Origin of the sequence: Pseudomonas sp. PvP100 (genome assembly GCF_017833055.1) — a bacterium.
Classification (GTDB): domain Bacteria; phylum Pseudomonadota; class Gammaproteobacteria; order Pseudomonadales; family Pseudomonadaceae; genus Aquipseudomonas; species Aquipseudomonas syringae.
This window is the reverse complement of record NZ_JAFIBO010000001.1, coordinates 1,194,371-1,216,210: the sequence shown is the minus strand read 5'-3', so window position 1 is coordinate 1,216,210 and position 21,840 is coordinate 1,194,371. Positions and strand designations below refer to the sequence as shown.

The window sequence follows — 21,840 nt, the reverse complement described above, 5'->3', positions numbered from 1 at the left end:
TATATAAAGATTTCGGCGCGCACCATACCAAGAAGCGGCTGATTACAGGCGATCGAGCCGACAATCGCAGGATGAAAAATCTGTCAGAAAAGACTCATTCGGGCGTGGTCTGCAGCGTATTCGACGCTTCGCGGGCGTGCATGATGCGCGGCAGATTGCTCTCGATCCAAGTGACAAGGGTTTCAACCTGCAAGGCGACCTCTTCGCCCATCGGGGTCAAGCGGTACTGAACATGCGGTGGCACTACCGGCAACGACTTGCGGCTGACGAAACCATCATGCTCCAGATGCTGGAGCGTTTGCGCGAGCATTTTCTCGCTCACCCCGCCAATCTTGCGGCGTACTTCGCTGAAGCGATGCATGCCACCCCGCAACACCACCAGCACCAGCACACCCCAACGGCTGCAGACGTGATTGAGCACCACCCGCGAAGGACAGTCAGACGCCAGCACCTGGCCCTGACGAACCAGCGCCAACAGCGTCTCGGCCACTTCCGGCTGGAGGCCTTGCTGCACAGTATCTGATCGCGGGGCAGCTGGTTGCGAGGCGGATTCGCTCATGAAACTTACCTTTTTGTACGTACTTACTAAAGGTAAGCATCATGACTATGCTGGCGCTTCCTTTCAACCTGATTCAAGGAATCATTCCATGATCGTTGTCACCGGTGCCACCGGCCAGCTTGGCCGCCTCGTCATTGAACAATTGCTCAGCCGCGTACCTGCTTCGCAAATCATTGCAGCCGTGCGCAGTCCGGAAAAAGCCGCCGATCTGTCCAGGCAGGGCATTCAGGTTCGTCAGGCCGACTATTCGCAGCCGGCGACACTGGACAGCGCATTTGCCGGCGCCGACAAGGTGCTGCTGATTTCCTCCAGCGAAGTGGGCCAGCGTTTGCCGCAGCACAAGGCGGTAATCGATGCAGCCAAACGTGCCGGCGTCCAGCTGTTGGCCTACACCAGTGTTCTGCATGCCGACACCTCGGCGCTGAGCCTGGCCAAAGAGCACCGCGAAACCGAAGACTACCTGCGCGCCAACGGCCTGCCGTTCGCCTTGCTGCGCAATGGCTGGTACACCGAGAACTACACCGCAGGCATTCCAGGCGCACTGGCTCATGGCGCGGTCATGGGCTGTGCCGACGAGGGCCGTATCAGCTCTGCGTCGCGTCTGGATTACGCCGAGGCGGCCGCTGTGCTGCTGACTTCGAAAACAGCACAGGCCGGTAACGTGTATGAACTGGCAGGCGACGAGTCCTACACGCTGTCCGAATTTGCAGCGCAGCTGTCAACGCAGAGCGGCAAGTCCCTGCCTTACGTCAACTTGCCACAGGCCGAATTCGAAGCAGCGCTTATCCAGGCAGGCCTGCCTGACTTCGTGGCCCGGTTGCTGGCCGACTCCGATGCCGCGGCTGCCAAGGGCGCCCTGTTCGATGACAGTCGCCAGTTGAGCGCGCTGATCGGCCGCCCGACCACCCCGCTCTCGGAAACCATCGCCGAGACACTGAAAGGCTGAGCACAGCAAACCCGATCGAATGATTTGCAACAGTGAGGGTCCGAGTTATTACGAGGCATTAAGCCATCGCCTGATACCAAAGACTGGGAGTCTTCACATGAACAGCAAATCGTTGATCGCCTGCATGACCATGCTCGGCTGCTTTTCCGCCGTCACCCTGCCCGTTCACGCAGCAGAGACGGCGGACCCGAAAGTCAGCGAATCCAAGGACAACGTCCACGAACTGGAAGTAGGCTCCCGCGTTCCGGAAAAATATCGCCGCAGCGATCTGGAAGTGAAGGACTGGAAAAGCAAAGGCCTGGAGACACCCGCCAAGGAAAGCGAATGGGTGAAGATTAACGACAAGTACGTGCGTTTCCAGAAGGTCAATGGCCAGATCATGGAGATCGTGCCGGTCAAGAAGTAAGGGCTACTCTCCTTGTTGCTCGCGCTCTGCGCGAGCACGCTCAAGTAACGCAGGCTTAACGGCGAACATGCCAGCGCAGGGCATGATTCGATAACCCCCTGTGCAAATGCCTCCATTAAAATAAGCAGCCTCATGGCAACCTTCTTCAAAGACGGGGCAAATACCCGAATAAAGGGAGTGACGGCAGCGAACTGCGTATTAACTGAATGACCCGCAATCGGTTTTTGCCGAACCGCCCCCTGCTCTACACGACCAAAACCATTGCTTTTTTGTCCGCTTGGCTTACAAATGCACTGTCATGTGCCTGTCACCCCCACTGCCACCTTTTCTGCGAGCCCGCTCCATGTCCAGAACCGTCGCCATTGCCTTTGCTTGCCTGCTTTCAACCACTGCCCATGCGGCCTGCCCGGCTGCAACCCCGGTCGACACGGCGCGCTGGATCTACGAGAAGCACCAGGATTTTTATCTGAATGGCAAAGGCAGCGCTGATTATTTGTCCAAACCGCTGCTGAGCCTGCTCAAGAAGGACTGGGCGTGCCAGAACGGCGATCAATGCGCCGTCAGTGCCAACCCGTGGACCGACGCGCAGGACGGTGATGTGCAAAAGCCGATCGACTGGAAGCTGGTGTCCACTTCGGACAAGCAGGCGGTGGTCGAAATGACCTATAACCTGGGTTACAAGGATGCCCCTCAGCAGCCGGTCGCCAGCCAGACGACACGCCTGCTGCTGGCCAAAAATGCCAACAGTTGCTGGGTGCTGGAGAATCTGCAGGGGCCACAGGGTGTCGCGCTGATGCAGAGCCTGGAGGAATTTCCCTACGAAGGTGATTGATCGGCCTTGAAACAATCCGCCATTCTCGGTATCACAGGCACTTGAATTTCACGAGCGAGCACCATGAATACCTTTGAGCAATCGATTATTGAGGCTGCGCAGGCCGCCACGCCCAATAACACCGATGCCGAACGCGAAGCTGCCAGAGTTGCCGCCACGCAGGCGGTAGCCGAAATCATGTCCACCCGCAAAGGGCTGGACCGCACTCTGGCGCTGGCCGAGTTGCTGGACTCCTACTCGGAACACGATGATCAGGAAGACGAATAGATCGCTCGGCACGATGCGAAAAAATGATTGGCCTGTTTATTTACCTGCGGCATTAAAGAAAACCGGCCTTGCCGCCGACAACTCGGTTGGGTGGATTGATGATTGCCCCCCATTCATTTAGTGCGCTCGGATGCGACCTATAAGGGCACCATCCGTGCAGATCGAACAGTTGCAAGACATGCAGGCGTACATCAGGCGTACTGCCGACGACCTGGAACTTGTTTCGGCCAACCTGGCCGGACATCTCCTGTACCTCGAGCGAACTTCCCGGGCACACGAAGCGCAAGAGGTCAGTGAGCGGATCATCGGCCTGCAGGCGTCCGTGGACAGCCTGCGCGGCATATTCCGTTAACGCCCCCTATCGGTCCCCGGCCTGCGACAACGGTCTGGCCACATCTTCCAGAGATTTGCGCTCGGCAGCCGTGCCCCATATCGATTGCACAATCGCCGCCAGCAACATCAGCCCTGCTCCGATCAGATAGCCGATTAGCACATTGCTGCGCTCGCCGGTTTCGATCAGCTCGCCGAACAGCGTCGGGCCAATCATCCCACCCAGCCCGGTACCGAATGCGTAAAACACCGCAATCGCCAAGGCACGGATTTCCAGTGGAAAGGTTTCGGCGACGGTCAGGTAGGCCGAGCTGGCCGCTGCCGATGCAAAGAAGAAAATCACCATCCAGGCGATGGCCTGCTGGGTAACGTCCAGCAAGCCTTGCTGGAACAGGTAGCCACTGATTGCCAGCAGTACGCCCGAAACGCCATACGTGAGGCTGATCATCACCCGCCGTCCTACCACGTCAAACAGTCTGCCTAGTAGCAGCGGGCCGCAGAAGTTGCCCAACGCCAGTGGCAGCACATACCAGCCGACGCGCTCGGCCGGCACGCCATAGAAGTCGGTCAGTACCAGTGCGTAGGTGAAAAAAATCGCATTGTAGAAAAACGCCTGGGCGGTGAGCAGCGTCAGGCCTACCAGCGAACGCTGACGGAACGTCACCAGCAACGTTCTGGCGACCTCGCCCAGCGGCGTGTGGTCACGGGCATGCAGCCGCAGGGGGCTGCCCGACACGGCGGGCAATACGTGGCCCTGGCGCTGCAAGTCTGCTTCTATCTGCTCAACGATCTGCTTCGCCTGTTCAGCCTGGCCATGTATCAACAACCAGCGCGGGCTCTCTGGCAACCACAGGCGCATCAGCAGAACCAGCAGCCCCAATACCGCGCCGATCCCGAAACACAGGCGCCAGCCCAGCTCGGCGCCGATCCACAGCGGGTCGAGCAAGACAATCGAGCCAATGGCCCCGAGCGCAGCGCCCAGCCAGAACGTGCCATTGATGGTCAGGTCGACCCACCCCCGATAGCGGGCCGGGGTAAATTCCTGAATGGTCGAGTTGATTGCCGTGTACTCGCCGCCGATGCCCATGCCGGTCAGAAAGCGGAACAGCATGAAGCTCCATACACTGAAGGAGAACGCCGTGGCGGCCGTCGCGCCGACATACAGCAGCAAGGTGATGAAGAACAGTTTGCGACGCCCGAGACGGTCCGCCAGCCAGCCGAAGAACAACGCGCCCAGCACAGCACCGGCAATGTAGGCGGCGCCCGCCAGGCCAATGTCACTGTTGCTGAGGTTGAGCGCCGGGCTGGCTTTCAAGGCCCCGGCTACCGAGCCTGCGAGGGTCACTTCCAGGCCGTCCAGCAGCCAGGTGATCCCCAGCGCCACGACCAGCAAGGTATGGAATCGCCCCCAAGGCAGGCGGTCCAGACGTGCAGGCAAATCGGTTTCGAAGACGCTGCCCTTATCGCTCGGTGTGCTCATGTCCGGCTACCTGACGGCTGACATTGGTGTCAGGTGTGAGAGTCGCTGCAGCCGATCAAGTTCAGCTGATCCAGAACCACAGCAACGTCAGGTTGGCCGCCGAGATCAGCCCGAACAGCCCCCAGGCAGCCGTTTTCACCAGCCGGCTGTTGACGAACGGCCCCATCAATTGTGGGTCGCTGGTAAAACGAATCAACGGCCAGAGCGCGAAAGGCAGTTGCAGGCTCAGCACGACCTGACTGAGCACCAGCATCTGCCCCACCGAGCTGTCACCCAGCCAGACCACGCCGATCAGCGCCGGAATCAGTGCCAGCGCCCGAGTGATCAAACGCCGCTGCCAACACGGAATCTTCGCCTGCAGAAAACCTTCGAGCACCACTTGGCCGGCGATGGTGCCGGTGAAGGTCGAGCTTTGCCCCGCCGCCAGCAAGGCAATACCGAACAGCACGCTGGCGATCGCACCACCCACCAGCGGATCAAGCAGGTGGTAGGCGTCCTGAATCTCGACCACCTCGGTATGCCCGGTCTTGTGAAAAGCGGCAGCAGCAAGGATCAGAATCGCCGCATTGATCAGCAGCGCCAGGCTTAACGAACCGATGGTATCGAGCCGTGCATAGCGAATGGCGCTGGCCTTGCTGGCCTGGTCGGAACCGTTGACCCGCGTCTGCACCACCGATGAGTGCAGATAAAGGTTATGCGGCATGACGGTGGCGCCCAGAATGCCGATGGCGATATACAGCGGCTCCTGGCTGCTCAACACATCCCAACTCGGCTTGAGACCCGCGACGACGTCGGGCCAGAACGGCTTGATCAGAAACAACTCGACGGCGAAGCAACTGGCGATGGTTGCAATCAGCCCCAGCACGATGGCTTCCAGACGACGAAAATTGGCGCCCTGCAAGGCCAGCACAATCAGCGTATCGAAAGCGGTCAGCGCCACACCGGTGGTGATGGAAACGCCGAGCAACAGATGAAACGCCAACGCAGCCCCCAGCACTTCCGCCAGATCGGTGGCAATGATCGACAGCTCTGCCAGCAGCCACTGGCCCTTGGCGACCTTGCGGCTGTAGCGGGCGGCGGACAACTGCGCAAGGTCACGGCCGGTCGCGATGCCCAGACGCGAGCAAAGGTTCTGCAAGACCATTCCCGAGAGGCTGGCCAGCACCACCACGAACAGCAGTGAATAGCCGAAGCGCGACCCGGCCTCGATGGCTGTCGCCCAGTTACCAGGATCCATGTAGCCGATCGAAACCAGCAGGCCCGGCCCGACGAACAGCATCATCTTGCGCATCAAGGACGCGTTCGGCGGAATGGCCACACTGTCAGTGGTCGCCGAGGGGCAAAAAGGAGCAGTGGCTGTGGTGGGCAGTTTGTACGTCACGGGAACCCGGCATGCAGAAAGTGAAGGTCTAATCCTAAGGTTTTGCGACACATGTTGATACATCGTTGATGGCTTCATGCCTGCGGTTTTTTTGCACCGCCATTCCTTGCCAAGCCATCAATGCATTTACCTCATGACCAAGTGACACTAGCGCTCTAATGGATCCGATATAAAAAATCGAAAAACTAATCCTATGAACAATTTTTCATCTTTTAAACCTCAATAACCGCATTAAAAGACCATTGATTACAACTTGTAAGGAGTAGTATCCAGGCCTCAACAAGAACTCAGGATGGCCATCCATGAACTCATTACCTCATACCGAGGCAGCCGCGAACGAGCCGTTGCGGGCAGCGTATATCTCGGCGCGCATTGACAGACTGCCTGCTGTCGCGACCATCTGGCGACTGGTCGCGCTGCTGTCCATCGCCGGTTTTTTCGAGCTTTACGACCTGTTCCAGACCGCCTACATCAGCCCCGGCCTGATCCGTGAGGGAATCTTCGCCACGGGCAGTCAGGGCCTGTTCGGCTTCTCCGATCAGGCGGCCTTTGCCTCGGCGACTTTTCTGGGCCTGTTCTTCGGTGCCAGCCTCGTCAGCCCGATTGCTGATCGCTACGGACGCCGCGCGATCTTCACCTTCGCGCTGATCTGGTACACCGTTGCCACCGTGATCATGGGCCTGCAGACCTCTGCACTGGGCGTGATTGGCATGCGCTTCGTCGTGGGTATTGGCCTGGGCGTCGAATTGGTCACCATCGACACCTACCTGTCAGAGCTGGTGCCTAAGCGCATACGCAGTTCGGCGTTCGCCTTCGCTTTCTTCATTCAGTTTTTGTCAGTCCCCAGCGTCGCGCTGATGTCATGGTGGCTGGTGCCCCAGGACCCTTTCGGTTTTTCCGGCTGGCGCTGGGTAGTGATCAGCAGTGCAGTCTTTGCCTTGTTCGTCTGGTGGTTGCGCTCGGCGCTGCCGGAATCGCCGCGCTGGCTGGCGCAGCAGGGACGCTTCGATGAAGCCGAGCGAGTCCTGGACGGAATCGAGGCGCGCTGCATCAAGGACCACGGCAAACCACTGGATGAGCCTGAACCGGACAACGTGGCCGTGTCAGGCAAAGGCCGATTTGCCGACATGTGGCAACCGCCCTATCGTCGTCGCGCCTTGATGCTGATCGTCTTTCACGTTTTTCAGGCCATCGGTTTCTTTGGCTTCGGCAACTGGTTGCCCGCCCTGCTCTCTGGTCAGGGCCTGAGCGTCACCCACAGCCTGGCGTATGCGTTCGTGATTACCCTGGCTTATCCGCTGGGGCCGTTGCTGTTCGTGAAGTTCGCCAACCGCTTCGAGAACAAGTGGCAAATCGTCGGATCCGCATTAGGGGCCATGATCTTCGGCAGCCTGTTCGCGTTCCAGACCAGCGCGGCAGGACTGATTTTCTGCGGGATCATGATCACGTTCTGCAACGCATGGCTGAGCTTCAGCTATCACTCGTACCAGGGCGAGCTGTTCCCGACCAATATCCGCGCTCGCGCGGTAGGCTTCTGCTACTCGTTCAGCCGACTGTCGACGGTGTTCAGCAGCCTGCTGATCGGGATATTTCTCGACCACTTCGGCACGCCGGGCGTACTGGCCTTCATTGTCGGCAGCATGTTGATCGTGATCGTCACCATCGGCCGGTTCGGGCCACGCACACGCAATCTTGCGCTGGAGCAGATCGCTCACCGCTGACGAGTGCAGGGTTGAGTGGGCTCAGGCCTGAGCCCACTCAACGTTGGTGACACCAAAGTGCTCGGCGTAAGGTTTGGATACGCGAGCAACCTTCTCCAATCTATATTTAGGTATGCGTGCGAGGCCTGCATCGACACTTGCACAGTGCCATGCTTGAGCGTTGTCCATATTCTCGGTTCGTATATAAAAACTCTTGAACGAACCATTTAGCAGATAATCAATGCGGTAATGCTTTGGAAGTGCCATTGAAAGCCTGATCCTTTTTTCAGCAGTGACTTGAAGTATAGGTGACTCTATTCATGGCGAAGAAATTCATTATTTTTTTGATGTCTGCGACCAATGAACACCTCAAGCGCAGTCCGCGCGGGGCCGGGATCTGCAACGGGTCAAGCGGAGTCGCTGATACCGATCGGTAAAGAATCGCCGGAAGGGCACTGCCTCTGCCAGATCGCGATGGGTCGCGCGGCACTCGCCAGCCATCACCGTTGCCACCACCAGATTCCGGTCTTTGATCGAATAACGGATCAATAGCCGTTGTGTGGCGAATAGTGTCAAACAGCTGATTTTTCTGACGCCACCGGCACGGCTCAATTACGAACAGCGTTTAACTTTATTGAAGTGGCGAATGTCCGTTTTCGTTCCATAGTGCGCTCACGTTCACAGGAGCAACTATTCATGCCCGGTATTCAAGGAAGAATTCTTGAGGTTCATACACCGCTGGTTGTCGACCTCGACGGAACATTGCTGCGATCTGACATGCTGTTTGAAACCGCAGTGGCGTTTATCCGTAATCATCCGTTAAAGCTGTTCAGTCTTCTCACCTGGCTGCTGCAGGGCAAGGCGTCTCTCAAGCAAGGCCTGGCGCTGGGTACCGAGATTGACGTAGCGTTACTGCCGTTCAACGCTGACGTCATTGATTACATTCAGACCGAGCGGCAAACCGGTAGAAGCGTGATTCTGGCTACCGCCTCCCACGAAACCCTCGCCAACCGGATCGCGGCACACCTGCAACTGTTCGATCAGGTGTGGGCCTCGGACGGTAGAACCAACCTTTCCGCGCATCGCAAACGCGATTTGCTGGTTAGCCATTATGGTGAGCAGGGCTTCGATTACATCGGCAACTCCCGGGACGATCTGTGCATCTGGGGTGTCTCACGCAAGGCCATCGTCGCCAGCCCGCTTGCCGGTGTGGAGCGCAAGGCGCGGGCACAAGGCAACGTCGAGCAGGTTATCCAATCGGCAGCGTCCGGGTCCAGCGCCTGGCGCAAGGCGCTGCGCCTGCACCAATGGCTGAAGAACGCGCTGATTTTTATGCCCCTGCTGGCTGCTCATCAGGTCCAGAACACGCAGTTGCTGCTCGACGGTTTGCTGGCCTTTCTGTGTTTCGGGCTGTGCGCATCCAGTGTATACCTGCTCAACGACCTTCTTGACCTGGCAGACGACCGCCACCACAGAAGCAAGCGCGAGCGCCCGTTCGCCAGTGGTGCGCTGTCGATAAAATCCGGCCTGCTGGTCATACCGCTGTTGCTCGCCGCAGCCTTCTCCGCTGCGGCAACAGGATTGCCGTGGCAATTTTCGGCGGTGCTGGCAGCCTATTACCTGCTGACGCTGGTTTATTCGCTTTACCTCAAGCGCCACATGGCCGTCGACGTCATCGTTCTGGCGATGCTCTATACCACGCGTATTCTGGCCGGTGCTGCCGCGTTTCAATTGCCACTGACGTTCTGGATTCTGGCGTTTTCGATGTTTCTGTTTCTCAGCCTGGCGCTGGTCAAGCGCTATGCCGAACTGCGCGAGGCACGACTGCGCGCTGTAACAGGCAAGACGGCTGGCCGTGGTTACTACCCGGGCGATCTGGACATGATCGCTTCATTGGGGGCCTCGTCAGGCAATCTGGCAGTGATGGTGCTGGCGCTTTACATCCATGAAGGTGCGACGGTGGCTTTGTATCAGCACCCGCACGTTATCTGGCTGGCCTGCCCATTGCTGTTGTTCTGGATCACCCGGATCTGGATGCTCACCCATCGCGGTGAAATGAACGAGGATCCGGTGGTTTTCGCGATTCGCGACCGGATCAGTCAGGGGATCGGCTTGCTGTTCCTGCTGGTGTTCTGGGTCGCGGCATGAGCGGGCCTCTTTACTCCTGGGGCCGCTACCCGCAGGTTGCCCAGCAGGGTCACGAATGTGATTCGATAAAACGATTGCCCGCGCACATCTCGCAAACCGTTGCACGCCATCACACCAGCCTGCCCTTCGGCAACGGCCGCAGCTACGGCGACAGCTGTCTGGCCAGCAGCGATCACGTACTGGACATGAGCGGACTGGATCGTTTCATTGCTGCGGACTGGCAGCGCGGTGTGGTGCAACTGGAAGCGGGCATGACACTGTCGCAACTGCTCGCGGCAGCGATCCCGCACGGCTGGTTTCTACCGGTCACGCCGGGCACACAGTACGTGACGATAGGCGGCGCGCTGGCCAATGATGTGCACGGCAAGAACCATCATCGGCGCGGCACCTTTGGCTGTCATGTCAGGCGCTTCGAGCTGATCCGTCATGACCAGCCGCCCATGGTCTGCTCAGCCGTGGACAATCCCCGTTTTTTCGCCGCCAGCATCGGCGGCCTCGGTCTGACTGGCGTTATCAGTTGGGTCGAGCTGCAGTTGATGCCGATCCGCAGCGCCCAGATCGACAGTACGGCAGTGCGCTTCGCCAATCTGGCGGAGTTCTTTACGCTGTCGCAAGAGCTGGATGCGCAGCATGAATACAGCGTCGCCTGGATCGACTGCCTGGCCCGCGGCGCCCATAGCGGCCGCGGGGTCTACATCGTCGGCAACCACGCCCGTTATGGGTCACTGTCGGTTGAGGCGCGCAATCGCCTGAGCGTGCCGTTCACGCCTCCGGTGTCGCTGGTCAACAGCCTGTCCTTGCGTGCGCTCAATTCTCTGTACTGGCACGCGCACTCAGACCTGCCAACGCCCCGCCGCACCACCTGCGAGGCGTTCTTCTACCCGCTGGATCGAATGCTGCACTGGAATCGTCTTTATGGTCGCAAGGGGTTTCAGCAATACCAGTGCGTGATTCCCGAGCACTGCGCACCCCAGGCCATGCAGCTGCTGCTCGATGCCATCGCAGCCTCGGGACAGGGATCATTCCTCGCAGTGCTCAAGCGCTGCGGTGACATCGTCTCGCCGGGACTGCTGTCTTTTCCGATGCAGGGCACCTCGCTGGCACTGGACTTTGCGCAGACGCGCGATCTGGCCGGCTCACTGTTCCCGCGTCTGGACGCCATTATCCGTGACGCGGGTGGACGACTGTACCCGGCCAAGGATGCACACATGAGCGGCAGCGACTTCCGTCAGGCCTATCCGGCGTGGGAACAACTGGAAGCCCTGCGCGACCCCTCTTTGATGTCCCGCTTCTGGAAACGAGTGATGTCATGAAAAAGATTCTGATCATTGGCGCTACATCAACCATCGCCCATGCCTGTGCCCGACGCTGGGCTGCGCAAGGCTGCGATTTTTTCCTGGTCGCGCGCAATACGGACAAGCTCGCGGGTAATGCCGCCGACCTCAGGGCCCGCGGTGCCGGACACGTAGACACCTATCAAATGGACGTCACGCACTTCTCGGCGCACCCGGCGATGCTGGCCGATTGCCTGGCTGCACTTGGGCAGATAGATATCGTGCTTCTGGCTCACGGCACCTTGCCCGATCAGAAGGCCTGCGAGCAAAACGCAGGGCTGGCTGTGCAGGAATTCATCACCAATGGTGCATCGATGATTGCCTTGCTGACCGTGTTGGCCAAGCATTTCGAGGTCCAGCGTTGCGGCACACTGGCGGTGATTTCCTCGGTCGCGGGCGATCGCGGACGCCCTTCCAATTATCTGTACGGCTCGGCCAAAGCTGCCGTCTCGACGTTCTGCGACGGGTTACAGGCGCGGATGTTCAAGCTGGGCGTACACGTAGTGACCATAAAGCCAGGCTTTGTCGACACGCCCATGACCCGGGGTCTGCCACTGCCGGCCTGGCTGGTGGCACATCCGGAAGACGTTGCCGAACGCATCGTCAATGGCATCGCACGCCAATCAACAAGCCTTTACGCGCCCGGCTTCTGGGCATGGATCATGTGGGTGATTCGCTCGATCCCGCAGCCATTGTTCAAAAGGCTCAACCTGTGACCGGCTCGCTGTTGCTGTCCGGATGGCGCTATCGGGCAGTGCTTCTGTCGATCGTCTTCTCGGCCATGGGGTATCTGGGTTTCTCACTGTGGGGCGGCTGGCAGGCGGTCAGCGCAGCGACGGGCAAGGTCGGGCTGCTCGGCATCGGCGTGGCGTTGTTGATGTCTGCAATCAACTACGCGCTGCGCTTCGTCCGCTGGCAACTCTACCTTTCAGTGTTGGGGCATCCGTTGGCCTGGCGAAAAAGCCTGCGGATCTATCTGGCTGGCTTCGCCCTGACCACGACTCCCGGCAAGGCCGGTGAAGCGCTGCGTGGCGTATTGCTCAGGCCGCTGGGCGTGCCGTACCCGCAAAGCTTTGCCGCGTTTGTCAGCGAGCGTCTTTCCGATCTGCTGGCCATCGTACTGCTCACGCTGTTCGGACTGTCGTGGTATCCGCAGGCGCAGCCGATGATCCTGCTCGGTCTGGCACTGGTTCTGACGGGTTCGCTGGTGCTGTCTCGCCGTCACTTGCTGGAGCGTTTACAGGTTTCACTGCCCACAAAAAACACGCGAGCCAGCAGCCTGTGGCAGCAGTTGTTCAACGTGCTGCTTGCCGCTCGCCAGTGCCTGCATGGCAACGTGCTGCTGACCGCCAGCCTGCTCAGTCTGCTGGCCTGGAGCGCCGAGGCACTGGCGTTTTACTGGATGCTTGGCTGGATGGGCGCGCAGATCCCGCTGACCTTTACCGTATTTACCTATGCACTGGCGATGCTCGCGGGGGCCTTGAGCTTCATGCCGGGCGGCCTGGGCAGCGCCGAAGCGGTGATGGTCGGACTGCTGATGTTCAAGGGCATGCCGGGGGCCGATGCGATTGCTGCGACATTGCTGATACGTCTGGCGACCCTGTGGTTTGCGGTGGCCATCGGCGCCGTGATGCTCTCGCGCTTTACCGGCGCGGTACCCGCACCGACTCCTCAGCCCTGAGGCCGTAACACAGACGCTCGACATTTTTGTTCATCTCACGGAGGAGCGGTTCAATGCCACTCGATTCGCGCACATCGATGTGTATCCCCCTGTTTTTGCTAGGTGCCGCCATCACGGCGAGCTTTCTGGCCTCCAGTGGTCCGGTGCAATGGATGGACAATGGCGTGTTCCTGGCCAACGCCCATGAGGGTCAGTATTTCAGCCAGTCGCTCGGGCCACTTGAGCATCCGTTTTATCAGCTGTTCAATACGGTTTTTTTCAACCTGTTCAGTGCACGCTCGCTCAGCCTGCTGAATTCGGTGCTTCTCCTGCCGCTGGCTTGGGTCGTCTACCGATTGGCGCAGAGCGTTGGCGCGGGTGCACGCCAGGCACTGCTCGCTGCCGCGGCGACAACACTGACCCATGGCGTGTTCTGGGTGTCGACCAAGGCTGAGGTCTACCTGTTGCACACGCTGCTCGTGCTACTGGCCTATGCGCTGTCTTTCAATGACAGTCCCGTTTTGACGCCGCTGAAAAAACTCTTCGCGATTGGCGTCCTCACCGGGCTGGCGGCCTCGGTTCATCAACTGACGTTCGTGGTTCTGCTGCCGCTTTACCTGCACCTGCTGTTTCAGCACAAGGCGCGAGTATTGATCACCCTGCCCGGCTTCATGCTTGGTTTCGCGGCGGCCGCTGTTGCGGTAATCAATGACCTGAACGCCGGGATGGGCCTGCTGGATATTGCGCATCGTTACATGACCGGGGCCAGCGCGACCGTTGCAGGGCCGGAGTGGGAAGGCAGTCTGTTGCGTTTCGACAAACTCCTCGAGGAGAAGAGCGCGGTAGCGCTGTTGCTGCTGTCGCTGATCGGGCCGCAACTGGCGGGGCTGCTGTTTCCCAGGGGAAGCCGGCTGCGCTTGTTATGGAGCGCCGCGCTGCTGAATCTGGTGTTCGCCATTTCCTACAATGTGACCGACCGCTTTACCTTTTTTCTGCCCGGTGCAGCGATACTGACGATCCTCGGCATGATTCAGTTGCGACGTATCCTGCCCCGCACAGCGGCACGCGGAACATTGCTCAGTCTCTCGGCATTGTCGGCACCGGTAGTCATCCTGCTGACGTATTCACTCTACGCCAACGGGGTGATCACCCTTCCGGCGCACAAGGAGCAGTTGCCCTATCGTGACGATATCCGCTACTTCATGGTGCCCTACCTGCGCGACCGGTCTGCTGAGCATTTCGTGCGCGCCTACGAGCCGGTAGTGCCCGGAGGTGCGTTGATCATTGCCGACTGGACACCGATGGGCGCGATGCGCTCGGCGCAAGCGATCGGGCTGCTTGCCGGACGCACGCTGGCGACCTGTGATGACGACGTGGCGATTCGGGCAGCCATGCGCAGCAACGGCGTTTATCTGCCGCGGTTGAGTTATTGCGCGACTGTGGCGCAAGACCACCGACTTGAAGAACAGCCAGTGGGGTATTCATTGCACGCCGAGTGAAACGAATCATGGCTGAAGCGTTGAACGTCCATTCATGATGCGTTTGTTCACCGTGTCAAGGCTGCCAGAGCGCCTGCCCGCCGCCCAGTTTGCGGTCCAGAAAACTGGCCGCACTGATCAGCGCCAGATGGCTCAGGGCCTGCGGTGTATTGCCGAGGTGATGAGCATGCGCGTCGAACTCTTCGGCGTACAAGCCCAGCGGATTGGCGTAACGCAGCAGTTGCTCGAACTCCAGGTGCGCCTGTTCGACCCGGCCGGCGCGGGCCAGACATTCGACGTACCAGAACGAGCAGGCCACGAAGGCGCCCTCTTCACCTGCCAGACCGTCATCATGATCGTCGTCGTTGCGGTAACGGAACACCATCCCGTCACGCACCAACGCGCCCTCGATGGCATCCAGCGTCGCCAGCCACTTGGGATCGTTGGCGCCGACGAAGCGCACCAGTGGCATCAGCAACATCGAGGCATCCAGATTGCAGCTGCCCTTGTGCTGCACGAAATGCCCCAGATCGTCGTTCCAGAAGTTCTTCCAGATATCGTCGTGGATCTCTTCGCGCACCTTGGTCCAACGCTCGAACGGCCCCGACAGTGAACGCTTGAAGGCCAGGCGCAGAGCCCGGTCCAGGGCCACCCAGCACATCAGCCGCGAGTGCAGGAAGTGCTGGTCGCCGCCGCGCATTTCCCAGATGCCCACGTCCCGGTCGTTCCAGTGCTCGCACACATAGTCGACCTGGCGCACCACATGCTGCCAGCCGTCATGGGAGATGGCATCACCGTATTTGTTGGCCAGGTACACGGCGTCCATCAGCTCGCCGTAGATGTCCAGCTGAACCTGCTTGTACGCTTCGTTGCCAATGCGTACCGGCTGCGCACCGCCGTAGCCGGACAAGTGATCGAGATGCTCTTCCGGCAGCTCAGCGTGGCCATCCAGCGCATAGAGAATGCCGAGCTTCTCAGTCTGTTCGCAGCAGTCATCCAGTCGCCCGCGCACCCAGTTCATGAAGGCATTGGCTTCATCGGTGTACCCGAGGCGCATGAACGCATACACGGTGAACGACGCATCACGTATCCAGGTATAGCGGTAATCCCAGTTGCGCTCACCGCCCTCGGTTTCCGGCAGACCGAACGTCGCGGCGGCAACGATGCCGCCGTGCTTGCGCGAGGTCAGCAGCTTGAGGGCCAGCGCCGAGCGAGTGACCATTTCACGCCAGCGCCCGGTGTAGTGCGACTGCCCGGACCAGCGCCGCCAGAACTTCAAGGTGTCATCGAAATAGCGCGAGCACCGGCCAGCAGCGACATTCGAATCATCGATTCCGCCGAGGATGAACTCGATGGTCTGGCCCTTGTGCATATGAAATTCGGCCACGGCGTCGTGCTGCTCAAGACGCAACGGTGTCGTCGCCGACAAACGCATGCCCGGTTGCCCGGCGGCTTCGAAACAGATGTCCTGACCATCGACCCGCGCGGTGGTGTCGGCACGGCTGTAATCCATGCGCACCCGGCAGCGCATGCGCAGCGTGGCCTCGCCAAAGCGCACCTGAACGCGGCGCACGATGCGCGGCAGATCATCCTGATCCTCGCCGATCGGCATCAGGTCGGTGACTTCCACCACCGCGTCCTCGGAAATCCAGCGGGTTTGCAGGACGTTGGTATCCGGCAGATAGATCTGCAGCCGCCTGGCGTCAGGCAGATCGGGCGCCAGCTGAAAGATCCCGGCGTCGGGCGTGTCCAGCAGCGCAGTGAAAATCGACGGGCTGTCGAAGTCAGGCCAGCAGCAGAAATCGATACTGCCGGTGTTGGCAATCAGCGCAGCACTGCGCATGTCGCCGATGATGCCGTGATCCTCGATGCGGTTTTGCGCCTCTGCGGGAAAGTCAGCCATTGCCACGGAACTCCGGATAGAGGGTCATGCCCCCATCGATGAACAGGGTGGTGCCGTGCACATAATCCGAGGCATCGGACGCCAGCCAGAGCACCGCATTGGCAACATCTTCCGGCTCGCCGATACGACCATAAGGGATCAGTTTGAGCATTTCCTTCTCGGCGTCGCCCTTGCGTGCATCGGCATTGATCGGCGTGCGGATGGCACCGGGAGCAACGCTGTTGACGCGAATCTTCAGCTCGCCGACTTCCTGGGCGATGCTGCGCATCAACAGGTCGACGCCGCCCTTGGACGCTGCGTAATTGACGTGCCCGGCCCATGGAATCAGCTGATGCACCGAGCTCATGTGAATGATCTTGCCCATGGCCCGTGACACTTCAGGGCGCATGCCCTGCTTGATGAACTGGCGCAATGCCGCGCGGGCGCAGAGAAACTGCCCGGTCAGGTTGACGTTGATGACGGTATTCCAGTCTTCGAGGGACATGTCGACGATCGACGCGTCCTTTTGCAAGCCGGAATTGGCGACCAGAATATCCAGCGCGCCGAAATGTTCGATGGTCTGTGCAAACAGCCGCTCGACGTCTTCTTCTTTCGAAACGTCGGCCCCCACAGCCAGCGCCTTGCCCCCGGCCGCACGAATTTCTTCGGCCAGCTTCTCGGCAGGTTCAGGTTTGGAGTTGTAGTTGATCACCACGGCGGCACCGGCCTCTGCCAGCGCGCGTGCAGCGCCTGCGCCCAGACCGGAACTGGCGCCGGTAACGATTGCGACTTGTTGCTTGAGTGAGATGTGCATCAATTTCAGCCTCGGAGTAAGCGTACTAGTGCTGACTGGCGAGGCTGAAATTAAGTTCAGTGCAGGTTATGGCGCAGGGTTGGGCTGCGAGGTGTGAATGGCTTCGATACCGGCGATGACTTCATCGGACAGCGTGACGTCGATGCTCTCCAGATTGATCTTCAGTTGGTCCAGTTTCGTGGCACCAATGATGTTGCTGGTCACGAACGGACGGCTGGTCACGTAGGCCAGCGCCATCTGCGAAGGATCCAGACCATGCTCGCGAGCCAGCGCAACGTATTGGGCTGTGGCCGTGACGGCCTGCGGGTTGTTGTAGCGCTGGAAACGCTCGAACAGGGTCAGACGGCCATCGGCCGGACGTGCGCCGTCCAGGTACTTGCCCGCCAACACACCGAACGCCAGTGGCGAGTACGCCAGCAGGCCGATCTGTTCGCGAATGGCGATTTCCGCCAGACCGACTTCAAAGGTGCGGTTAAGCAAGTTGTAGGGGTTCTGGATGGAAACGGCACGTGGCAGATCGAGGGTTTCGGCCAGGTGCAGAAAACGCTGGGTGCCCCACGGCGTTTCGTTGGACAGGCCGAAGTGACGAATCTTGCCTGCCTTGACCAGATCACCCAGTACCGACAGGGTTTCTTCGATTTCGACGGCCTGATCATCCGGGTCGTGGGTGTAACCGAGCACGCCGAAAAAGTTGGTCTTGCGATCCGGCCAGTGCAACTGGTACAGGTCCAGGTAATCGGTGTTCAGACGCTTGAGGCTGGCTTCCAGCGCCGCAGTGATGTTCTTGCGGTCGAGGCGCGGATTGCCATCGCGGATGTGATCCATGCGACCTGGACCGGCGACCTTGCTGGCCAGCACCCAGTCGTTGCGGTCACCGTACTTCTTGAAGTACTCGCCGATGATGCTTTCGGTCTTGGTGTAGGTCTCGCCACGCGGCGGCACCGGGTACATTTCTGCCGTGTCGAGGAAGTTAACCTTGGCATCCTTGGCCATACGAATCTGTTCGAATGCTTCATCCTGGGTGTTCTGCTCGCCCCAGGTCATGGTGCCCAGACAGATCGCGCTGACCGACAGATCGGTTTTGCCCAATTTACGAAATTGCATCGATGTCTCCGTTTGATTCAAAAAGATACAGCTTGAAACAGGGCTCCCATAAAACGCTGACTGGTCATTCACTGCAACACTTTTTATACGGTTTTACCTAGCGATAACCCTGCGCCTGCAGATCGAACAGCGCGGCGTAGCGCCCTGCGGCGACGATCAGGCTGTCATGATCACCGCGTTCCAGCACCCGCCCGTGCTCCAGCACCACGATGTGTTCGGCGTTGCGCACGCTGGAAAACCGATGCGATATGAGCAGCGTCATGCGCCCTTTGGCGTACTCGCGAAAATGTTCGAATACCGCCGCTTCTGCCCCGGCATCCAGGGCGGCAGTCGGCTCGTCGAGAATCAGGATATCGGCGTCGCGGCGCATGTAAGCGCGTGACAACGCGATTTTCTGCCACTGCCCGCCGGACAGTTCCTGACCTCCCGCAAACCAGCGGCCCAGTTGTGTGGCGTAGCCTTTGTCGAGCTGTTCGATGAACTGCGCGGCCATGCCCTGCGCCGCCGCTTCGCGCCAACGGCCTTCATCATGGAAGGCCTGAGTGTCGCCGACCCCAAGGTTCTCGCCGACCTGAAACTGATAGCGAATGAAGTCCTGAAAAATCACGCCGATGCGCGAGCGCAAAGCATCTTCGTCCCACTCCTGCAGGTCGCTGCCGTCCAGCAGAATGCGGCCTTGATCGGGTTGGTAGAGGCGCGTCAGCAGCTTGATCAGGGTGGTTTTTCCCGACCCGTTCTCGCCCACCAGGGCCACGCTGCGCCCCGGGGCCAGGTGCAGATCGATATTTTCAAGTGCCGGACGGCTGGTCCCCGGATAAGTGAAACTGACGTTCTCGAAGCGCATGCCATCACCGGGTTGCGCGCCCACGGCCAGGCTGCCAGCAGATGGCGTAACCGGCTGACCGAGGTAGACATACAGGTCAGCCAGATACAGCCCGTCCTCGTACAAACCACTGATGGCGCTGAGACTGCTGCTCACCGCGGCCTGACCCTGTTTGAACAGCACCAGGTACATGGTCATCTGCCCCAGGGTGATCCGCCCGTGTACCGCATCGACCACCACCCAGGCGTAGGCCAGGTAAAACGCAGCCGTGCCCAGCAGACCGAGCAGGAAGCCCCAACCATCACGGCGCACCGTCAGGCGCCGGTCTTCGGCATACAGACGCTCGAAGGTGTCGCGGTAGCGCTTGAGCAGCAGCGGCGCGAAGCCGAACAGCTTCACCTCCTTGATATAGCCCTCGTGGGAGAGCAGTGTTTCGATGTAATTCTGCCGACGGGTTTCCGGAGCGCGCCGGGTAAACAGGCGGAACGCGTCGCCGGAAAAATGCGCTTCGGCAAAGAACACCGGCAACGCGCCGAGCACCAGAATCAGCAACGCCCAGGGCGAGAAATGCACCAGCAATACGGCAAAGCTGATCAGCGAAATGAGGTTTTGCAGCAACCCCAACGATTTGGTCACCAGAGCCAGCGGCCGTGTCGAGGCTTCACGCCGGACGCGCACAAGCTTGTCGTAAAACTCGGAGTCTTCGAACTGCGACAGCGACAGGGTCTGGGCCTTCTCCAGAATCAGGGTATTGACCTTCTGCCCCAGCAGCACCCGCAGCAACGCCTGCTGCACGGAAAGCCCGCGCTGTGCTGCCGCGAGCAGAGCCAGCACACCGGCTTCGAACAACACATAGCGCAGCACCGGCCACAAAGGTGCTTCGCCCGCACTGGCGTGCAACTGCATGGCAGCGACCACCGCATCGACGATGCGCTGGCCGAGCCAGGCGGCCAGCGCGGGCAGCAGGCCGGCGATCAGCGTGGCGACGATCAGCCCGATGGACAGCGCTCGGGAGGTGGTCCAGACCAGATGCATCGCGCGCAAGGCCTGGTGCATGAACGAAATGAAACGCTTGAAAACCGGCATACGCTTAAAAACTCTTCAGACAGGTCGAACCCCCATGTCGGGCGGCCATCATACGACCACAGGTTCGTTGAAAAACAGGAAACTCATCATGAAAGATGCTTACAACCTGCAACGCTTTGTCGATGCCCAGCAACCGCTGTTCCAGCAGGTGCTAACGGAACTCGGAGCCGGACAGAAACGCTCCCACTGGATGTGGTTCGTGTTCCCGCAGATCCAGGGGCTGGGGCGCAGCGACACGGCGCGACACTACGCAATCACCGACCTCGATGAAGCTCGGGCTTACCTGCAACACCCCGTGCTGGGACCGCGTCTGGAACAGTGCGCCGCAATCATTGCGCCTCAGGTAGAACGTTCGGCGCGACAGATCTTCAGTTCGCCGGATGACATGAAACTGCATTCGAGCATGACCCTGTTCAGCATCGCAGCACCTGAGCGACCCGTGTTTCAAAAGGTGCTGGATACGTTTTTCGGAGGCGAGCGAGATGCGATGACGGTAAAACTCCTGTCACGGTGATTCAACCTCACTTGGGCGCACGCTGCACGCAGCGTTCGCGCCGGTCGTCGACGCGCTCGGCAAACCAGGCGGTGGTGAGGTTACGGGTGATTTTCGGGCTTTTCAGGGTAATGCCGGGCAGGATGGCCCTGGGCAAAGGTTTGCCCGCCGCCCTGTCCGCCAGGGCGAAGACCTTGCTGTACAGATCGGTCTCCTCGAATTCCAGCGTGTCGCCCTGCTTGAGCTGGCTCCATATCTGCGACTTGTTCATGCCCAGCCGATCGCCCAGCGTGCGTACTGCCAGCTCGGTGGAGCCCGGCGAGGTAGAGTCAAAGCGGATCAGGTCGCCATCCAGCGCCAGCTCGATGCCCGTAGCCCGGCTCACAGCATTCTGGAACGCGGCATTGCGACTGGCGTACCAACCGGCATTGAAGTCGGCAAAGCGGTACAACGACTGGGTGTAGTTGACCGGGTAGCCCAGCAGGTGAGCGATACCGAAGTACATGCCGCCACGGCGGGTGAAGACTTCGCGGCGGATCGAACCATCGACCGTGTAGGGATAATCCTCGGCGTGCTTCTCGGCAAAGGCGATGCTGACCTGCATCGGCCCGCCGGTCTTGACCGGGTTGAAGTTGCCGAACAACGCCTGACCCAGCGGCACCATGCCGATGAAGTCATCAAAGATCGCGCTGAGGTCTTTCTCGGTGCGCGCAGAATCGAGGCGTTTGCCGTAAGTCTTGCCGTCCGGCGAGCGAACACGTAACGCGGTGGCGATCAGCGCATTGGGAATGTGCAGTCGCGCAGCGCGGCGATTGATTTCTGCGCGGGCGATGTGGCCCATGTCCGGCACTGCAGGATCGACTTGAAAGGTCGATTCCTGCTCGGTAACGGCCATCACCGAACACAGGTTTTCGGTGGTCAGCGGGATCTTCTGCGCGGCAAACGCGGCGTGAATATCCGTGGCCCATCCCTGGCGATCCGTAGCAGTCGCCGGCATCAGGCGCATGATCTGCGCGCGCGCCTGTTCAGGCGTCAGTTCGGGCTCCTGGACCCGCTGCGTGCCACAGCCTGCCAATATCAGCAACCCGACGCTCAGCATGAGCGATTTGCATAGCCT

At 59.8% G+C, this 21,840-nt stretch carries 21 protein-coding genes; 12 read left to right on the top strand and 9 right to left on the bottom strand.

Annotated elements, in window-relative coordinates; translation table 11 throughout:
* Nucleotides 1-94: 94 nt before the first annotated feature.
* Nucleotides 95-559 carry a helix-turn-helix domain-containing protein gene (locus JOE39_RS05375; protein ID WP_122219805.1) on the bottom strand — a complete coding sequence of 155 codons (465 nt, stop codon included), beginning with the start codon at nucleotides 557-559 and terminating at the stop codon, nucleotides 95-97.
* An 88-nt stretch (nucleotides 560-647) separates the two neighbouring features.
* Between JOE39_RS05375 and JOE39_RS05370 the strand changes: the two genes are divergently transcribed.
* The 5 genes from JOE39_RS05370 to JOE39_RS05350 all read left to right on the top strand — a co-directional run bounded on the left by JOE39_RS05370 (nucleotide 648) and on the right by JOE39_RS05350 (nucleotide 3,362).
* Nucleotides 648-1,505: an SDR family oxidoreductase gene (locus tag JOE39_RS05370; RefSeq protein WP_024665434.1), complete on the top strand. Its 858-nt coding sequence runs from the start codon at nucleotides 648-650 to the stop codon at nucleotides 1,503-1,505.
* Nucleotides 1,506-1,602: 97 nt separating this feature from the next.
* Nucleotides 1,603-1,911, top strand: coding sequence for an RcnB family protein (locus JOE39_RS05365; RefSeq protein WP_024665433.1), 309 nt, complete (start codon nucleotides 1,603-1,605; stop codon nucleotides 1,909-1,911).
* Between the two features lie 343 nt (nucleotides 1,912-2,254).
* Entirely contained in the window at nucleotides 2,255-2,743 is a 489-nt protein-coding gene (locus JOE39_RS05360) for a DUF3828 domain-containing protein (RefSeq protein ID WP_016567990.1), read from the top strand.
* A gap of 63 nt (nucleotides 2,744-2,806) precedes the next feature.
* Entirely contained in the window at nucleotides 2,807-3,010 is a 204-nt protein-coding gene (locus JOE39_RS05355) for a hypothetical protein (protein ID WP_004404016.1), read from the top strand.
* 154 nt (nucleotides 3,011-3,164) lie between these two features.
* Nucleotides 3,165-3,362 carry a hypothetical protein gene (locus tag JOE39_RS05350; RefSeq protein WP_003349205.1) on the top strand — a complete coding sequence of 66 codons (198 nt, stop codon included), beginning with the start codon at nucleotides 3,165-3,167 and terminating at the stop codon, nucleotides 3,360-3,362.
* A gap of 6 nt (nucleotides 3,363-3,368) precedes the next feature.
* Here JOE39_RS05350 and JOE39_RS05345 read toward each other — a convergent pair whose 3' ends face one another.
* Complete coding sequence (locus tag JOE39_RS05345) at nucleotides 3,369-4,820, bottom strand: MFS transporter (protein WP_016567988.1); 1,452 nt, start codon at nucleotides 4,818-4,820, stop codon at nucleotides 3,369-3,371.
* A 61-nt stretch (nucleotides 4,821-4,881) separates the two neighbouring features.
* Nucleotides 4,882-6,201, bottom strand: a complete 1,320-nt coding sequence (locus JOE39_RS05340) for an Nramp family divalent metal transporter (protein ID WP_004417997.1) — start codon at nucleotides 6,199-6,201, stop codon at nucleotides 4,882-4,884.
* A 302-nt stretch (nucleotides 6,202-6,503) separates the two neighbouring features.
* Between JOE39_RS05340 and JOE39_RS05335 the strand changes: the two genes are divergently transcribed.
* Complete coding sequence (locus tag JOE39_RS05335) at nucleotides 6,504-7,922, top strand: MFS transporter (RefSeq protein WP_024665432.1); 1,419 nt, start codon at nucleotides 6,504-6,506, stop codon at nucleotides 7,920-7,922.
* A gap of 21 nt (nucleotides 7,923-7,943) precedes the next feature.
* Here JOE39_RS05335 and JOE39_RS05330 read toward each other — a convergent pair whose 3' ends face one another.
* Entirely contained in the window at nucleotides 7,944-8,168 is a 225-nt protein-coding gene (locus tag JOE39_RS05330; RefSeq protein WP_003349366.1) for a DUF6555 family protein, read from the bottom strand.
* A 429-nt stretch (nucleotides 8,169-8,597) separates the two neighbouring features.
* Here JOE39_RS05330 and JOE39_RS05325 point away from each other — a divergent pair, with 429 nt between their 5' ends.
* From JOE39_RS05325 to JOE39_RS05305, 5 genes are read left to right on the top strand one after another with little or no spacing between them, the layout of a single operon-like run.
* Nucleotides 8,598-10,049 (top strand): UbiA family prenyltransferase, encoded by a 1,452-nt coding sequence (locus JOE39_RS05325; RefSeq protein WP_046266241.1) that lies wholly within the window; start codon nucleotides 8,598-8,600, stop codon nucleotides 10,047-10,049.
* A complete protein-coding gene (locus JOE39_RS05320; protein WP_210077733.1) occupies nucleotides 10,046-11,362 on the top strand; it encodes an FAD-binding oxidoreductase in 1,317 nt (438 codons plus the stop codon). The genes JOE39_RS05325 and JOE39_RS05320 overlap by 4 nt, the downstream gene beginning before the upstream one ends.
* Entirely contained in the window at nucleotides 11,359-12,099 is a 741-nt protein-coding gene (locus JOE39_RS05315; RefSeq protein WP_032661390.1) for an SDR family oxidoreductase, read from the top strand. Before JOE39_RS05320 ends, JOE39_RS05315 begins: the two co-directional genes overlap by 4 nt.
* A complete protein-coding gene (locus JOE39_RS05310; RefSeq protein WP_032661387.1) occupies nucleotides 12,096-13,064 on the top strand; it encodes a lysylphosphatidylglycerol synthase transmembrane domain-containing protein in 969 nt (322 codons plus the stop codon). The genes JOE39_RS05315 and JOE39_RS05310 overlap by 4 nt, the downstream gene beginning before the upstream one ends.
* Nucleotides 13,065-13,117: 53 nt before the next feature.
* Complete coding sequence (locus tag JOE39_RS05305; RefSeq protein WP_032661384.1) at nucleotides 13,118-14,542, top strand: glycosyltransferase family 39 protein; 1,425 nt, start codon at nucleotides 13,118-13,120, stop codon at nucleotides 14,540-14,542.
* Nucleotides 14,543-14,597: 55 nt separating this feature from the next.
* Here JOE39_RS05305 and JOE39_RS05300 read toward each other — a convergent pair whose 3' ends face one another.
* From JOE39_RS05300 to JOE39_RS05285, 4 genes are all read right to left on the bottom strand, one after another.
* Nucleotides 14,598-16,424, bottom strand: coding sequence for a glycoside hydrolase family 15 protein (locus JOE39_RS05300; RefSeq protein WP_004404055.1), 1,827 nt, complete (start codon nucleotides 16,422-16,424; stop codon nucleotides 14,598-14,600).
* Nucleotides 16,417-17,217: an SDR family oxidoreductase gene (locus JOE39_RS05295; protein WP_003409893.1), complete on the bottom strand. Its 801-nt coding sequence runs from the start codon at nucleotides 17,215-17,217 to the stop codon at nucleotides 16,417-16,419. The genes JOE39_RS05300 and JOE39_RS05295 overlap by 8 nt, the downstream gene beginning before the upstream one ends.
* Before the next feature lie 66 nt (nucleotides 17,218-17,283).
* Nucleotides 17,284-18,321: an NADP(H)-dependent aldo-keto reductase gene (locus JOE39_RS05290; protein ID WP_057445078.1), complete on the bottom strand. Its 1,038-nt coding sequence runs from the start codon at nucleotides 18,319-18,321 to the stop codon at nucleotides 17,284-17,286.
* Between the two features lie 97 nt (nucleotides 18,322-18,418).
* Nucleotides 18,419-20,230: an ABC transporter ATP-binding protein gene (locus JOE39_RS05285; RefSeq protein ID WP_057445074.1), complete on the bottom strand. Its 1,812-nt coding sequence runs from the start codon at nucleotides 20,228-20,230 to the stop codon at nucleotides 18,419-18,421.
* Between the two features lie 88 nt (nucleotides 20,231-20,318).
* Between JOE39_RS05285 and JOE39_RS05280 the strand changes: the two genes are divergently transcribed.
* Nucleotides 20,319-20,744, top strand: coding sequence for a DUF1810 domain-containing protein (locus JOE39_RS05280; RefSeq protein ID WP_004404072.1), 426 nt, complete (start codon nucleotides 20,319-20,321; stop codon nucleotides 20,742-20,744).
* Nucleotides 20,745-20,751: 7 nt separating this feature from the next.
* Here the strand turns inward: JOE39_RS05280 and JOE39_RS05275 are convergent, their stop codons facing one another.
* Entirely contained in the window at nucleotides 20,752-21,822 is a 1,071-nt protein-coding gene (locus tag JOE39_RS05275) for a DUF1615 domain-containing protein (RefSeq protein ID WP_024665424.1), read from the bottom strand.
* Nucleotides 21,823-21,840: the final 18 nt, after the last annotated feature.

Excerpts from the sequence above, each read along its gene's own strand:
- JOE39_RS05290 (WP_057445078.1), bottom strand. The coding sequence starts at position 18,321 with ATGCAATTTCGTAAATTGGGCAAAACCGATCTGTCGGTCAGCGCGATC.
- JOE39_RS05320 (WP_210077733.1), top strand. The coding sequence starts at position 10,046 with ATGAGCGGGCCTCTTTACTCCTGGGGCCGCTACCCGCAGGTTGCCCAG.
- JOE39_RS05365 (WP_024665433.1), top strand. The coding sequence starts at position 1,603 with ATGAACAGCAAATCGTTGATCGCCTGCATGACCATGCTCGGCTGCTTT.
- JOE39_RS05325 (WP_046266241.1), top strand. The coding sequence starts at position 8,598 with ATGCCCGGTATTCAAGGAAGAATTCTTGAGGTTCATACACCGCTGGTT.
- JOE39_RS05375 (WP_122219805.1), bottom strand. The coding sequence starts at position 559 with ATGAGCGAATCCGCCTCGCAACCAGCTGCCCCGCGATCAGATACTGTG.
- JOE39_RS05295 (WP_003409893.1), bottom strand. The coding sequence starts at position 17,217 with ATGCACATCTCACTCAAGCAACAAGTCGCAATCGTTACCGGCGCCAGT.
- JOE39_RS05360 (WP_016567990.1), top strand. The coding sequence starts at position 2,255 with ATGTCCAGAACCGTCGCCATTGCCTTTGCTTGCCTGCTTTCAACCACT.
- JOE39_RS05330 (WP_003349366.1), bottom strand. The coding sequence starts at position 8,168 with ATGGCACTTCCAAAGCATTACCGCATTGATTATCTGCTAAATGGTTCG.
- JOE39_RS05345 (WP_016567988.1), bottom strand. The coding sequence starts at position 4,820 with ATGAGCACACCGAGCGATAAGGGCAGCGTCTTCGAAACCGATTTGCCT.
- JOE39_RS05285 (WP_057445074.1), bottom strand. The coding sequence starts at position 20,230 with ATGCCGGTTTTCAAGCGTTTCATTTCGTTCATGCACCAGGCCTTGCGC.
- JOE39_RS05305 (WP_032661384.1), top strand. The coding sequence starts at position 13,118 with ATGCCACTCGATTCGCGCACATCGATGTGTATCCCCCTGTTTTTGCTA.
- JOE39_RS05335 (WP_024665432.1), top strand. The coding sequence starts at position 6,504 with ATGAACTCATTACCTCATACCGAGGCAGCCGCGAACGAGCCGTTGCGG.
- JOE39_RS05355 (WP_004404016.1), top strand. The coding sequence starts at position 2,807 with ATGAATACCTTTGAGCAATCGATTATTGAGGCTGCGCAGGCCGCCACG.
- JOE39_RS05300 (WP_004404055.1), bottom strand. The coding sequence starts at position 16,424 with ATGGCTGACTTTCCCGCAGAGGCGCAAAACCGCATCGAGGATCACGGC.
- JOE39_RS05275 (WP_024665424.1), bottom strand. The coding sequence starts at position 21,822 with ATGCTGAGCGTCGGGTTGCTGATATTGGCAGGCTGTGGCACGCAGCGG.
- JOE39_RS05280 (WP_004404072.1), top strand. The coding sequence starts at position 20,319 with ATGAAAGATGCTTACAACCTGCAACGCTTTGTCGATGCCCAGCAACCG.
- JOE39_RS05370 (WP_024665434.1), top strand. The coding sequence starts at position 648 with ATGATCGTTGTCACCGGTGCCACCGGCCAGCTTGGCCGCCTCGTCATT.
- JOE39_RS05315 (WP_032661390.1), top strand. The coding sequence starts at position 11,359 with ATGAAAAAGATTCTGATCATTGGCGCTACATCAACCATCGCCCATGCC.